Genomic DNA, 13,513 nt, shown 5'->3' with positions numbered 1-13,513 from the left:
CCAAAGTTAATTAGTGCCGCGGGCGTTTAGCGACGACCACGGCTCTGCAGCGCACTGGAAACCAAGAAGGCCATTTCCAGGGACTGCTTGTGGTTCAGGCGTGGGTCACAGACCGACTCGTAGAGGTCGTCGAACTGTTCCTGGCGGATCGGGTCGGCACCGCCGAGGCACTCGGCCACGTCGTCACCGGTCATTTCCACGTGCAGGCCACCTGGGAAGGTGCCCAGCGAATCATGGACCTCAAAGAATCCACGGACTTCGTCCATGACATCGTCGAATTTGCGGGTCTTGTAGCCGTTCTCGCTGGTGACGGTGTTTCCGTGCATCGGGTCGGTTACCCACAGCACCTGGGCGCCGGAGGCGGTGACCTTCTCGACCAAATTTGGCAGCTTTTCGCGAATGTTCTGCGCACCCATTCGGGTAATGAAGGTCAGTCGCCCTGGTTCCCGGTTTGGATCCAGCTTCTCGATCAGTTCCAGCGCATCGTCTGGCGAGGTGTTCGGGCCAAGCTTTACGCCGATCGGGTTGCGCACTCGTGACAGGAAGTCCACATGTGCGTGATCCAACTGGCGGGTGCGTTCGCCGATCCACAAGAAGTGTCCCGAAGTGTCGTACGGCTGGCCGGTACGCGAATCGGTACGGGTCAAGGCACGCTCGTAGTCCAGCAGCAACGCCTCGTGGGAAGCGAAGAATTCGGTGCGCTTCAATGCTTCGAAGTCGGCTCCGCAGGCATCCATGAAGCGGATGGCTGAGTCGATCTCTCCGGCAAGCTGTTCGTAAGCAGAGTGCGCAGGGTTAGCCATGAAGCCGGCATTCCATGAATGCACGCTGCGCAAGTCTGCGAATCCACCCTGGGTGAAGGCGCGGATCAGGTTCAGCGTTGCCGATGAGGTGTTGTAAGCCTGCACCAGACGCTTCGGATCATGCGCACGGGACTCGGGGGTGAAGTCATAGCCGTTGACGATGTCGCCGCGGAAGGCCGGCAAGGTCACGCCATCGCGAGTCTCATCATTTGAAGAACGTGGCTTGGCGAACTGGCCCGCCATGCGTCCCATCTTGATAACTGGCATCGAAGCACCATAGGTAAGCACGACGGCCATCTGCAAAATGGTCTTAACGCGCGCTGAGATCTTATCCGCGGTCGCCGCGTCGAAGGTCTCGGCACAGTCGCCACCCTGCAGCAGGAAGGCTTTACCCTGCGCCGCGGCGGCCAGGCGTTCGCGGAGGACATCCACTTCACCGGCAAATACCAGTGGCGGACGTGAACCCAGTTCGGATATTGAGGCACTATAGTCCGGGTGCTCACGCCAGGTGGGCTGTTGGGCAATAGGCAAATCACGCCACGCATCAAGTTGAGGGTCGGTGGCGGGGCCGGCTACAGAAGAGCCAGGCAATGGGGTTCGGTTTTCTTCGCTCACCTTAACAATTCTACGTCCGAGAGCATCAAAGCACCGCGATGAATGTAACAACTCGACGTAACACACCGATTCTGGAAGTCCGGCGTGTTGCGAGACCATCTATTTTTTGATTTTTTTCGGGGCGTAAACGTCAACATAGTTCTGTCCGGAAAGCTCGTTGATGGCCTTGCGGATTTCATCTGCCACGTGACGCAGCGCCTGCGGGTCATCGACCTGTTCGGCATACTTGCTGAAGTCCAGGGGTTCTCCGACGTGGATCCCGATACGGCCCGGACGCGGGACTCCTTGCCCGATAGGTTGAACCCTATCCGTGCCGATCATGGCGACCGGAATGACTGGAGCTCCGGATTCCATGGCGAGTTTCGCTACTCCCAGCTTGGCTCGGTAGAGCCTGCCATCAGGCGAACGCGTCCCTTCCGGGTAGATCCCAAGCAATTTGCCTTCTCGCAGTGCCCGGTTGGCGCTGTCCAGCGAGGCCGCGGAGCCTTTGCCGCCGGAACGGTCCATCGGCAGCTGATTAATGTTTCGAAAGAACCAGGCGACGAAGCGTCCCTTGGGCCCCTTGCCGTTGAAGTAGTCGTCCTTTGCAAGAAAAATAACCGGGCGCTCAAGACTCGCGGGCAGAAAGATCGAATCGCTGACCGACAGGTGGTTCGAGGCGAGGATCGCGGCACCATGTTCGGGGATATTTTCGATGCCTTGGAGATCGATCTTGAAGAAGATACGCAACAATGGCCGGACCGCGAACCGTTTAAGAAAGTCGTAGAGCACGGGGTGGCATTTCCTTATTCTCGTCTTCGAACAACTTTGCGCAGGAGACAACCGGACGGCGCCTTAGCCCACACCATACAATTGTGCACTACGCTCGACAGTGAACCGTTGAATCTTAGGGGTGCACATGATGAAAGATACTTCCTTGGTCCCGGAAACCGGGTCCGCTTCGGACGTGGCTGTATTGCTGATCCACGGTTTCACCGGCTCCACGACGGCTATGCGCCCATGGGCTGACTCGCTGCAGAGCCATGGTGTACACACGAGCGTACCTATACTTCCCGGACATGAGACACGCTGGCAGGATCTGATCGGCCGACCCTACGGACAGTGGATCCAGGCGACGGAGGATGCCTTCGATGAACTGGCGTCCGCGCATCAACATGTTTTTGTCGCCGGGCTCTCGATGGGCGGGGCGTTGGCACTGCACCTCGCATCACGCCGTAATGTCAGCGGAGTGTCCCTGGTGAACCCTGGCTTGGTCATCGATTCACCGGTTGCCCCCTACTCGGGCTATCTGCGCCGGGTGGTTCGGACAGTCGCGCCGATAAGCAATGACATTGCCTATCCCGGGGCCGACGAGAATGCCTACGAACGTACGCCGGTTGCGGCAGTACATGAGGTGTACAAGCTTTTCGCGCAGACGCGGGCTCGTTTGCCATTGGTGGCGGCACCAGTACAGTTACTCCGTTCCGCAGTGGACAACGTGGTCTCGGATGCATCCGTTCACGCCTTGCTCAACGGGCTCGGGCCGGGAATTCTGCGCGAGCGAATTGCGTTGTCACGTAGTAGGCATGTGGCGACATTGGATTATGATGCGCCTAAAATTTTCAAGGAATCGCTGCGCTTCATTACTGACGTCGCGGCACGGGAAGAGGCCCAATGAGCCCTGCAGAGAACGAGCCTTCAAAAGCCGAGGACCCGCGCTGGGATCAACTGGTGGAGAATTTCAAAAGTCTCGACGCGCAGGCCCCTCGCGAGCCAAGCGCTGCCGAACGTGCCACCCAATTGGACAAGTTGTTTAACACCGGGCCGCTCGCTCGCGGACCACGCGATTATGAACCAGTAGATACTCCCGACGAATTCGTTCCCGAAGAGCCCGCCGCTCTGGGCAGTGGCGATCCGATGTTGAATTTGGCGTGGGTCGGCGCGGCCGGCGGACCCTTTGGATTGCTGTTTTGCGTGATCTTTTTCCGCAGTGCACCGGGGTTTATTTATCTCGGCTTGGCCGCAGCGGCGATTCTTGGCATTTTTTACCTGCTGCGAAGACTACCGACTCAGCGCGATCCGGGAGATGATGGGGCAAAGGTCTAATCGACTTGGAACACTGCAACTGCTACGTTACTATCGAGTAATATAAATGTGACGCAGCTTACGAGGCGTTATAACCTAGGACACTTACCACAGGAGTTGAGTACCAGATGCGCGAATTTAGCTCGCCACTTCGCATCCACTCGCCGGAAAATTCGAACATCACCGATCTGCTCCTACGACATGCAAATTCGGCAGCCAACCCTGCCTTATTCTCTGTGCCGACCGCCAGTGGGGCTTGGCAGGACATCACCGCATCGCAGTTCGCAGCCGATGCCTCGGCCATCGCGCGTGGTTTCATCGCTTCCGGCATTGAGCAGGGGTCACGCATCGGACTCATGGCCCGTACCCGCTATGAGTGGACACTCGTTGATTTCGCTATCTGGTACGCGGGATGCGTCACCGTGCCCATCTACGAAACCTCCTCCCCCAGCCAGGTCGCCTGGATCGTCGCCGATTCCGAAGCCTGCGCCATGGTCGTTGAATCGCCCAACCACGAAAACGTCGTCCGTCAGGCGGCCCATCAAGAAACCCTCGAATCCTTGGACAACATCTGGCAATTCGAAGGTGGCCTCGATGAGCTACGCAAGGCCGGCGAAAATGTTAGTGACGAAGAGTTGGAAGAACGACGCGCCTCGGCCACGCTGAACGACGTGGCCACCCTGATATACACCTCTGGCACCACCGGACGCCCCAAGGGTTGCGAGCTGACCCATGGAAACTTCGTTGAACTATCCGAAAACGCTGCAGCTGAACTTCCGCAGTGCGTGTATCCGGGAGCCGCGACGATCATGTTCTTGCCGCTGGCGCATGTGTTCGCCCGCTACATCTCGGTGCTGGCAGTTTCCGCCGGTTGCCGCGTGGGACACACCCCGGATGTCAAAAATCTCTTGCCTGATTTACAGTCCTTCAAGCCAAACTTCATCCTCGCGGTGCCGCGAGTCTTCGAAAAGGTCTACAACTCTTCGATGCTCAAGGCAGAAGACGCCGGCAAGGGCAAAATCTTCCATGCCGGCGTGGATGTTGCTGTCGCATATTCCAAAGCTCAAGGCGCCGGCAAGGTTCCGCTGGTCCTCAAGCTAAAGCACAAGCTGTTCGATGCCCTGTTGTACAGCAAGTTGCGCGCCGCGATGGGCGGAAACATTCGCCATGCGGTTTCCGGCGGTGCCCCGCTAGGAGAACGCCTCGGTCATTTCTTCCACGGGATCGGGCTGACTGTCCTCGAAGGCTACGGGCTGACCGAGACTACGGCTCCGATCACCGTGAACACCATCGATCGCATTAAGATCGGCACGGTGGGTCCACCGCTACCGGGCAACGCTGTACGCATCGCGGAGGATGGCGAGATTCTAGCCAAGGGCATCTGTGTCATGCGCGGTTACCACAACCGCCCCGAGCTGGAAGGCGAAACCTTCGTCGACGGCTGGTTCCGCACCGGAGATGTTGGCGAGCTGGATGCCGACGGCTTCTTGAGAATCACCGGGCGCAAGAAGGAAATCATTGTTACTGCCAGTGGCAAGAATGTAATTCCTGCACTGCTTGAAGACCAAATTCGCGCCGATTCGCTTGTTTCCCAGTGTGTCGTCTTGGGCGATGGCCGGCCGTTCATTTCGGCTCTGGTCACCTTGGACCCAGAGGCATTGCATGGTTGGTTGGAGCGCCACCAGCTCGATACCGCGCTGACCGTGGAAGAGGTTAGCGACCTAGATCAGGTAAAGACCCACGTGCAGTCCCTCATCGACAAAGCCAATAACTCTGTTAGCCGGGCAGAATCGATCAAGGCCTTCCGGATTGTGCCGACGGACTTCACCGAATCTTCCGGACATCTGACCCCTTCTATGAAGATCAAGCGCGCCGTGGTCTTCAAGGATTACGAAGCGGTCATCGACGAAATCTATTCGGCAGATAAGCCCGTTGCATAGTTCAATACAGCATCGGCAAGTTCCCACGATTCGTGGGATGCAGCGGCCCAGGGCAACCTGCGGCCGCTTTGCTGCGTCTGCTCGGCAAAATTCATTGGGAGCACAACCCGTTCGAAGACCGGCGCCGGGGTGGCAGAGGTTCTCGCACCGAGCTGCACGTACACCAGGTTCTCGGCCAGTGCCGTTCGGCCGTTGAGCAGTAGCCACTGCACTAGCTCCATCAGTGCAGGCTCTGCAGTTGCGGAGCCATCGCCCACCACGACCAGCACGTCGGCCTCGTTGAAGCGTCCAGCAAGTGCCGCCTTGACTCGTTCGGGGCCCGCGACGTGGACCTGCGAGTTCAGCGCTAGCTGCGCCAACTGGCCTTCAAGGAACTCGGCAAGTTCTGCGGCCGGCAGTGCCGCACTAAGCGCGAAGACGGTAATTTTCAAGTTCTCCCGCACCTTGCCCGCCGCGATGGCTTTCGCTCGCAACGTGGCTGGCTTCAGCGTCGGACCTGACTTACGCGCTATCCTCATGTCTCTCCTTGAACAAGAATTTGAGCTCTCCGGACTTCTTGGTGAAAATCGAAGCCGTCAGAGAGCATCGTGCCACATCTGCCCGTTGGGGTTCTACTCCGGTGGACCGCGCACAAGCGCATTGATGCCAATGTGCAAAGGTGTGGCCCCAAGGACCAGTTCAAAGTCCCCGGGGCCACACCTATTGCTCAGCGAATGCTGCGCCTTCGTTGACTTACTTTGGTTCGATGACGAGCAGCAGATCGCCGCCCTGCACCTGGCTGGTTCCGTCCAACGTTACCTGCGAAACGACACCCGAAGCGTTGGCCGTGATGCCAGCTTCCATCTTCATCGCTTCGATGGTTGCTACCGATTGCCCTGCTTCGATCAAGTCGCCGACCTTGACGTTGACCGTCACGGCGCCGGCGAACGGTGCCGCCACGTGGCCCGAATTGGTCGGATCGGCCTTTGCCGCACTCTTCACCGTCGACTCGACCGATTCGTCACGCACCTTGATCTGGCGCGACTGGCCATTGAGCGAGAACACCACGGTGCGCAAGCCCTTCTCATCAGCTTCGGATACCGAGATCAGCTTCACCAGCAGGCGCACACCGGTACCAAGGGACACCACGCGCTCAACCTCTGGGGTCAGGCCGAAGAGGTAGTCGCGGGTGTGCAGCACGGACAGGTCGCCGTAGTTCTCTAGGGACTTCTCGAAGTCGCGGGTCGGACCGGCAAAGAGCAAGCGGTTCAAGGTCGCGCGGATCGTCTCGTCGTCGGCATTGAGCGCCGCCGAGTCTTCGTCCGAGAGCTCTTCAACGCGTGGGCGCACGCTGCGGCCCTGCAATGCCTTCGTGCGGAATGGCTCTGGCCAGCCACCCGGAGGATTGCCCAGCTCACCCGAGAGGAACTGGATGACCGAATCCGGGATGTCGAAGTTCTGCGGATTGGCTTCGAAATCTGCCGCCGGAACGCCGGAGCCGACCAGCTGCAATGCCAGATCGCCGACAACCTTGGAAGACGGGGTCACCTTGACCACGTTTCCGAGCATGGCGTTGACCGAGGCATACATGGATTCGATGGCCTCAAAACGCTCGCCCAGCCCCAGTGCGATGGCCTGCTGACGAAGGTTCGAGAGCTGTCCACCGGGAATTTCATGCTGGTATACGCGCCCGGTTGGTGCAGGCAGCCCGGATTCGAACGGCTTGTACATCGCGCGCACCGCCTCCCAGTACGGTTCCAGCGAGGCTACCGCGTCCAAGGAAAGCCCTGAATCGCGTTCGGTATGCTCAAGCGCTGCCACGAGGGCAGAGGCAGAAGGCTGGCTGGTAGTGCCGGCCATCGCAGCCGAAGCCACATCAACTGCATCCACGCCTGCATCGATCGCTGCCATCAGGGTAGCAAGCTGTCCACCAGAGGTGTCATGGGTATGCAGGTGAACCGGCACGTCGAAGCGTTCGCGCAAAGCGGTGACCAGCTTCTTTGCGGCGGCCGGACGCAGCAGTCCTGCCATATCCTTGATCGCGATAATGTGTGCACCGGCATCGATGATCTGCTGAGCCAGATTCAGGTAGTAGTCAAGGGTGTACAGCTTCTCGTTGGAATCGAGCAGGTTGCCGGTGTAGCACAGGGCCACCTCGGCGACGGCGGTTCCGGTTTCGCGCACAGCCTTGATGGCCGGAGCCATCTGCGAGACGTCATTCAACGCATCGAAGATGCGGAAGATGTCGATGCCACTCTTCGCGGCCTGCTTTACGAACGCGTCGGTAACCTCGGTGGGGTACGGGGTGTAACCTACGGTATTGCGGCCACGCAGCAGCATCTGCAGCGGGATATTCGGCAGTTCGGCACGCAGCAGTTCTAGACGCTTCCATGGATCTTCGCCCAGGAATCGAAGCGAGACATCGTAGGTCGCGCCTCCCCAGACTTCCATGGAGAACAACTGCGGCACGGTATGCGCGTAGGCAGGCGCAGCGGCGAGCAGATCGCGGGTACGCACGCGAGTGGCCAGCAATGACTGGTGTGCGTCGCGGAAGGTGGTGTCGGTAACGCCCACGGCCTTCGCATCGCGCAGCGCCTTGGCAAAACCTTCGGGCCCCAGATCCAGCAGCTTCTGACGCCAGCCAGCTGGAGGTGCTACCGATTTCGAAGGGCCGTCGAATGGCGAACGCTCCGGCTCCGAGGATTTGTCCCCCGGGAAGCTCGGAAGCTTCTTGCGTGGATCGATGCCATCGATTCGTTCGCCGTTCGGCTTGTTGACGGTCACGTGAGCCAGGTAGTTCAGCGCCTTGGTGCCGCGGTCCTGAGATTCGTTGCCGGTCAGCAGATCCGGGCGCGAGTCAATGAAGTCGGTCGCGACGTCTCCGGCGATGAACTGTGGATCGTTGAGAACATTCTGGATGAACGGAATGTTGGTGGCCACACCACGGACGCGGAATTCGGCCAGCGCACGTCGTGCCCGCGCTACGGCGGTCTTGTAGTCGCGGCCACGACAGGTGAGCTTAACCAGCATGGAGTCAAAGTGCGGGGAAACTTCTGCGCCTGCGTAGATGGTGCCGCCATCAAGACGCACGCCGGAACCACCAGCAGAACGGTAAACGGTAATGGTTCCCACATCTGGTCGGAAGCCATTTGCCGGGTCCTCAGTGGTGATGCGCGACTGCAGCGCCCAACCACGAACCTCGATGTTGTCCTGGCTGATGTCAAGATCGCTCAGCGATTCACCGGAGGCGATACGCATCTGAGCCTGTACGAGGTCAATATCAGTGACTTCTTCGGTCACCGTGTGCTCCACCTGGATACGTGGGTTCATTTCGATGAACACGTGCTGTCCTGCCCGCTCACCGACGGTATCAACCAGGAATTCGACGGTACCAGCGTTCTGGTAACCCAGGGTCTGCGCAAACTTCACGGCGTCACGGAACAGCGCCTGACGGATGGACTCATCCAGGTTCGGTGCCGGAGCGATCTCGACGACCTTCTGATGACGGCGCTGCAAGGAGCAGTCACGCTCGTGCAGGTGCACCACGTTACCCTGCTCATCGGCGAGGATCTGCACCTCGATGTGACGCGGGCGAAGGACTGCCTGCTCAAGGAAGACGGTCGGATCGCCAAAGGCGGTACCGGCTTCGCGCATTGCCGCACCCATTAGCTCGGGCAGGTCTTCGCGCTTGTCGACACGGCGCATGCCGCGGCCGCCACCGCCAGCAACTGCCTTGACGAAGATCGGGAAGCCAATGCGGTCGGCCTCGGCTAGGAGGAAGTCAACATCGTCGCTCGGTTCGGAGGATTCCAATACCGGGATGCCGGCCTTGCGCGCTGCCTTCAGCGCAGCGACCTTGTTTCCGGCCAGCTCAAGCACGTCCGCCTTTGGACCGATGAACTTAATACCGTTTTCTGCAGCCTTGCGGGCCAGGTCTGGGTTCTCCGAAAGGAATCCGTAACCTGGGTAAATCGCGTCTGCGCCGGCTTCCTTGGCGACGCGGACGATTTCGTCAATGTCCAGGTAGGCGCGAACCGGGTGGCCCTCTTCGCCAATCTGGTAGGCCTCTCCCGCTTTCTGGCGGTGGATCGAGTTACGATCTTCATATGGGTAGACGGCAATTGTTTTTGCGCCTAGTTCGTAACCAGCGCGGAAAGCACGAATTGCAATCTCACCGCGGTTGGCGACCAAGATTTTCTCAAACATAGTTTCCCTACATCGATTCAGCACACCCATTTGGAAGACGGGGGAACGTCCTTCGTGGGACGCTTTGTTCCCGTTTTCCCGGGTGTAGGGCCTCGCATAACGGATATTTTTAACCGCTGCTGTGGATACCCTACCGTGACGGGGTGCACAATTACCAAACATTTCGCCCAGTGGTCTGACCACATGACTTTCTAGCGTCCGCATGCTGTTTTTATGACATAGTTACATTCGTGCTAAAAATCCCACGTTGCGGAGTCGGGGAAATACCGCGTGGCACACTATGATAAAGAGAGACTAAATATTCGGTGGGACGTTTAATCAGCAAGCAGTGAAAGGCGTGGTCTGGTCCGTGCATGTAGTGAGCATCAGCAGCCTCAAGGGTGGCGTAGGAAAAACCTCCGTAACACTCGGATTGGCCTCAGCAGCACTCGCAGCCGGAATTCCGACGCTCGTGATCGATTTAGATCCGCATGCAGACGCGAGCACCGGCTTAGGCGCCCGAGCCAACGGCAAACAGCCAATTGGGCAAATGCTCAAGAATGTTCGCCGTGCGCGACTTCAAGATAATGTCGCAGCCAGCGCATGGCAGTCAAAAGCTGCCGAGAAGAAATCGCGCACCCGAATTCCGGTACTCGATGTCGCCGTGGGCGACGCGTTCACCGGAATTTATGATCGACCAGATCTTCGTACACGAGATTTGCGTCGCCTCTCGCAGCTATTGAGCCGCACCAGCGGATACCAGCTAGTACTTATCGATTGCCCACCATCGCTTAACGGTCTAACCCGCATGGCGTGGAGCGCTTCAGATCAGTTATTGCTCGTCGCTGAGCCTAGCTTGTTCTCAGTAGCTGGAACCGAACGCACACAGCGAGCACTTGAACTCTTCCGCCGCGAATTCGCTCCGTCCCTGGGCCCGGTTAGCGTGGTAGCCAACCGTGTGCGCAAGGATTCTGCCGAGCATACGTTCCGAGTGAACGAGATGCGCCAGATGTTCGGCGATTCCATGGTGAAGCCGGAGATCCCCGAGCACCCAGAATGGCAGCAGATTCAGGGCGCAGCATATTCGGTACATCAGTGGCCAAGCAAGGCCACTGCCCCCATGCTTTCTCAGTTCGATGCGCTACTCAAGGACCTCATGTCCACGGCGCCGACACAGAACGCACAGTCCTAGGGTTTAGAAACAAGAAAGCTTCGGCTCGAACAAACTTATGGAAGTTTGTTCGAGCCGAAGCTTTTGCAATTCTAAGTACTCATCAGCTAACGTTACGGGCGGCCTTAGCAGCGCGTCGTGAAGCGAGCTCATCGGTGACCAACTGGTCCCCCGTGCTTTCCGATGGCAGCATGGCCAACGTTCCTTCAACTTCGCGCCACACTCGGCCTACGGCGATACCGAAGACGCCTTGACCGGCCTGAACCAAGTCTATGACTTCGTCGGCACTGGTGCACTCGTAAACCGAAGCGCCATCGCTCATCAAGGTAATCTGAGCCAGATCTTCCACACCACGTTCGCGGAGGTGGCTCACCGCTGTGCGGATCTGCTGCAGCGAGACACCGGTGTCCAATAGGCGCTTAACCACTTTCAGGACCAGGATATCGCGGAACGAATACAACCGCTGAGTACCGGATCCCTTGGCTTCACGAACCGCCGGTTCAACCAGACCAGTACGAGCCCAGTAGTCCAGCTGTCGGTAGGTAATCCCGGCAGCCTTGCATACAACTGGTCCCCGGTAGCCGGCATGTTCATCCAGCTCGGGCAGATCATCGGTGAAGAGCAAACCTTGGGTATTGGATCGCTGAACGCCACCGGTGGTCCCATGGCGAGGACCGGTCTGGCTAGACTCCATCCAAATACTCCTAGCGTATATGCACATTCATTTGAGAGGCCAGAGACTTTCATGCGACTGACCGGTGCGAGTGATGACGAACCTGGTATCGGTCAACAGAAATTTTCTCTATGCTTCGACGGTACGGCTATAAGGGGCGTTGGTCAAAGACCTTCAAGCTTAACTTTAAGGCGTGTCGCAAATGACGAGTGGGAGACGAGCTAGGCGGAGAAATCTTCGGGGTCAATATTGTCAAGGAATTCTCTGAATTCACGCATTTGTTCCTCGGGAAGCTCTTCGTCTTCGGACTCGATTTCGATGGCAACCCCCGCTGATTCCATGACTTCTTCGGTGCACAGGATCGGGCATTGCGTACGTACCGCCAGCGCAACTGCGTCAGAAGACCGCGAGTCGACGCGCTTGCCGTTGGAGAGCACCAGCTCCGCGGTGAAAATTGCATTCTGCACCGAGACGATCTCGATTCGCACAAGTCTCACTTCAAGAGCTTCGAGCATGTTAACTATCAGATCGTGAGTCATCGGTCTTGGCGGGGTGAGCCCCTGTTCCGACATCGCGATAGCGGACGCTTCGGGTGCGCCAATCCAGAGAGGGAGATACAAGTTCTGCTCATGACGCTTAAGTAGCAGCAGCGGCTGATTCGATGGAAGCTGAATCCGAATACCGGCAAATTCTAGTTCAAGCATGCACTCCCCCTAGCGTTGCGAACTCGTTCCTGCTATCAGCCTAGCGATCAAGCTGCGAAATCGCACGCTGCACGAGCGCTTCATGAAGCTCTAGGCACTGTCGCGAGATTTCTTGAGCTTCTTCGGTTGCCCTCGCGCGCGCGGAAACTTCAGGCTTTTTCAAGTCCGCACCAATGATGGACTCGATCAAGGAGAACTCGCGTTCTGCAGCGGTACGGAACTGGCGAAGGTGGCGAGGCTCAATACCGTGATTGGAGAGATCGACGGCGGACTTGGTGACCCGCACGCAGTGGGCATCGAATTTGCCCGATTCAGGCTCGACCAGGCCAAAGTTAACTAGCTCATGGACGAGCTCTTCGCTTGCTCCGGTCAGCCCCTGCAGCTCCGCTAGGGAGACAGGACGCGAATGACGGTCGACTGCCTCAACCATGTCGCTATTGACTGCCTGCGGCGCTGTGGGCGCTCCACCGGGCAATGCTGCGGGAGCTTCACCACGGTCGATGGCATCGAGATGGTCCTTGATGACCTTTAGCGGCAAGTACTGATCGCGCTGTACTGAGAGAATGAAACGAAGTCGACTCACATCGGAGGCGGAATATTTTCGATATCCGGCCGAGGTGCGCTGCGGGATAATTAATCCCTTGTCCTCCAAGAATCGAATCTTGGAGGCGGTTACCCGTGGGAATTCGTCTTTCAGTTCAGAGAGCACCTCGCCGATATTCAGTGCTGCCGCCCTCACGTTCTCGTGGCGTATTGCCTCGAGTCGTGGGCTACGGGCTGCATCAAAGATTGGCAAAGGAGAATCTCCTCAAGTAGTTAAGCGGATTGACAGCCGCTTGCGAGGCTGCCAGGAAACTAGTTCTTCACTAGTTTAAACGTTAGGTACGCTCTGGTAGAAATTCAGACGGAACTTACCGATCTGCACCTGTACCGCGTTAGCCAAAGTCACCGAGTCGATACGGTCGCCGTTGATGTAGGTTCCATTCAATGAACCAATGTCGGTGAGCTTGAAGATGTCGCCAACGCGCTCAAACTTTGCGTGCCGCCGAGAAACCGTAACATCGTCCAAGAAAATGTCCGCATCCGGGTGGCGACCGGCAATGCTGGAATTGGTATCCAGCAGGAAGCGGGCTCCCTTATTAGGTCCGGTATGGGCAATCAGTAGCGCAGATCCCTCAGGAAGTGCTGAGACCGCTGCGCGTTCGTCCTCGGACAGGGGATAAATTACCGAGGGCTCTGCAGTCTTGTGAGCTGCCGGCAAGGAGATATTGGTCGTTTCGGAGGCAGACTCGTTGTGCGGGTCAACCGGCCCATGTTCAGACATTTGGGGTCCTCCAAGAAAATTTGCTCTCAAGCTCGCGCTTGACGACCTTCGGTTA

At 58.0% G+C, this 13,513-nt stretch carries 12 protein-coding genes; 4 read left to right on the top strand and 8 right to left on the bottom strand.

Features of this window, described 5'->3' with window-relative positions:
• Positions 1-26: 26 nt before the first annotated feature.
• On the bottom strand, positions 27-1,418 hold the full coding sequence (locus CQ015_RS17095; protein ID WP_374954806.1) for a class II 3-deoxy-7-phosphoheptulonate synthase: 1,392 nt from the start codon (positions 1,416-1,418) through the stop codon (positions 27-29).
• A gap of 99 nt (positions 1,419-1,517) precedes the next feature.
• Positions 1,518-2,189: a 1-acyl-sn-glycerol-3-phosphate acyltransferase gene (locus CQ015_RS17090; RefSeq protein ID WP_105650712.1), complete on the bottom strand. Its 672-nt coding sequence runs from the start codon at positions 2,187-2,189 to the stop codon at positions 1,518-1,520.
• A gap of 127 nt (positions 2,190-2,316) precedes the next feature.
• On the opposite strand from CQ015_RS17090, the gene CQ015_RS17085 reads away from it, so the two are divergent.
• From CQ015_RS17085 to CQ015_RS17075, 3 genes are all read left to right on the top strand, one after another.
• Positions 2,317-3,075: a carboxylesterase gene (locus tag CQ015_RS17085; protein WP_105650711.1), complete on the top strand. Its 759-nt coding sequence runs from the start codon at positions 2,317-2,319 to the stop codon at positions 3,073-3,075.
• A complete protein-coding gene (locus tag CQ015_RS17080; protein ID WP_096284171.1) occupies positions 3,072-3,503 on the top strand; it encodes a hypothetical protein in 432 nt (143 codons plus the stop codon). Before CQ015_RS17085 ends, CQ015_RS17080 begins: the two co-directional genes overlap by 4 nt.
• Positions 3,504-3,610: 107 nt before the next feature.
• Positions 3,611-5,422 carry a long-chain fatty acid--CoA ligase gene (locus CQ015_RS17075; RefSeq protein ID WP_105554316.1) on the top strand — a complete coding sequence of 604 codons (1,812 nt, stop codon included), beginning with the start codon at positions 3,611-3,613 and terminating at the stop codon, positions 5,420-5,422.
• Here CQ015_RS17075 and CQ015_RS17070 read toward each other — a convergent pair.
• Positions 5,395-5,940: a hypothetical protein gene (locus tag CQ015_RS17070; protein ID WP_105554317.1), complete on the bottom strand. Its 546-nt coding sequence runs from the start codon at positions 5,938-5,940 to the stop codon at positions 5,395-5,397. The genes CQ015_RS17075 and CQ015_RS17070 overlap by 28 nt on opposite strands.
• A 214-nt stretch (positions 5,941-6,154) precedes the next feature.
• Complete coding sequence (locus CQ015_RS17065) at positions 6,155-9,607, bottom strand: pyruvate carboxylase (RefSeq protein ID WP_105570100.1); 3,453 nt, start codon at positions 9,605-9,607, stop codon at positions 6,155-6,157.
• A 349-nt stretch (positions 9,608-9,956) separates the two neighbouring features.
• Between CQ015_RS17065 and CQ015_RS17060 the strand changes: the two genes are divergently transcribed.
• Complete coding sequence (locus tag CQ015_RS17060) at positions 9,957-10,778, top strand: ParA family protein (RefSeq protein ID WP_105554356.1); 822 nt, start codon at positions 9,957-9,959, stop codon at positions 10,776-10,778.
• An 82-nt stretch (positions 10,779-10,860) separates the two neighbouring features.
• Here the strand turns inward: CQ015_RS17060 and CQ015_RS17055 are convergent, their stop codons facing one another.
• The 4 genes from CQ015_RS17055 to CQ015_RS17040 all read right to left on the bottom strand — a co-directional run bounded on the left by CQ015_RS17055 (position 10,861) and on the right by CQ015_RS17040 (position 13,458).
• A complete protein-coding gene (locus tag CQ015_RS17055) occupies positions 10,861-11,451 on the bottom strand; it encodes a MerR family transcriptional regulator (RefSeq protein ID WP_096284180.1) in 591 nt (196 codons plus the stop codon).
• 200 nt (positions 11,452-11,651) lie between these two features.
• Positions 11,652-12,134 (bottom strand): bifunctional nuclease family protein, encoded by a 483-nt coding sequence (locus CQ015_RS17050; RefSeq protein ID WP_105554319.1) that lies wholly within the window; start codon positions 12,132-12,134, stop codon positions 11,652-11,654.
• Between the two features lie 40 nt (positions 12,135-12,174).
• Positions 12,175-12,930 (bottom strand): MerR family transcriptional regulator, encoded by a 756-nt coding sequence (locus tag CQ015_RS17045; protein ID WP_105554320.1) that lies wholly within the window; start codon positions 12,928-12,930, stop codon positions 12,175-12,177.
• A 75-nt stretch (positions 12,931-13,005) separates the two neighbouring features.
• Positions 13,006-13,458 carry an FHA domain-containing protein gene (locus CQ015_RS17040; protein ID WP_105554321.1) on the bottom strand — a complete coding sequence of 151 codons (453 nt, stop codon included), beginning with the start codon at positions 13,456-13,458 and terminating at the stop codon, positions 13,006-13,008.
• Between the last annotated feature and the right edge of the window lie 55 nt (positions 13,459-13,513).

The sequence above is a fragment of the Arthrobacter sp. MYb221 genome (assembly GCF_002979835.1).
Classification (GTDB): Bacteria; Actinomycetota; Actinomycetes; order Actinomycetales; family Micrococcaceae; genus Glutamicibacter.
The sequence above is the reverse complement of the archived record's forward strand: the minus strand, read 5'-3'. Positions and strand labels throughout refer to the sequence as shown.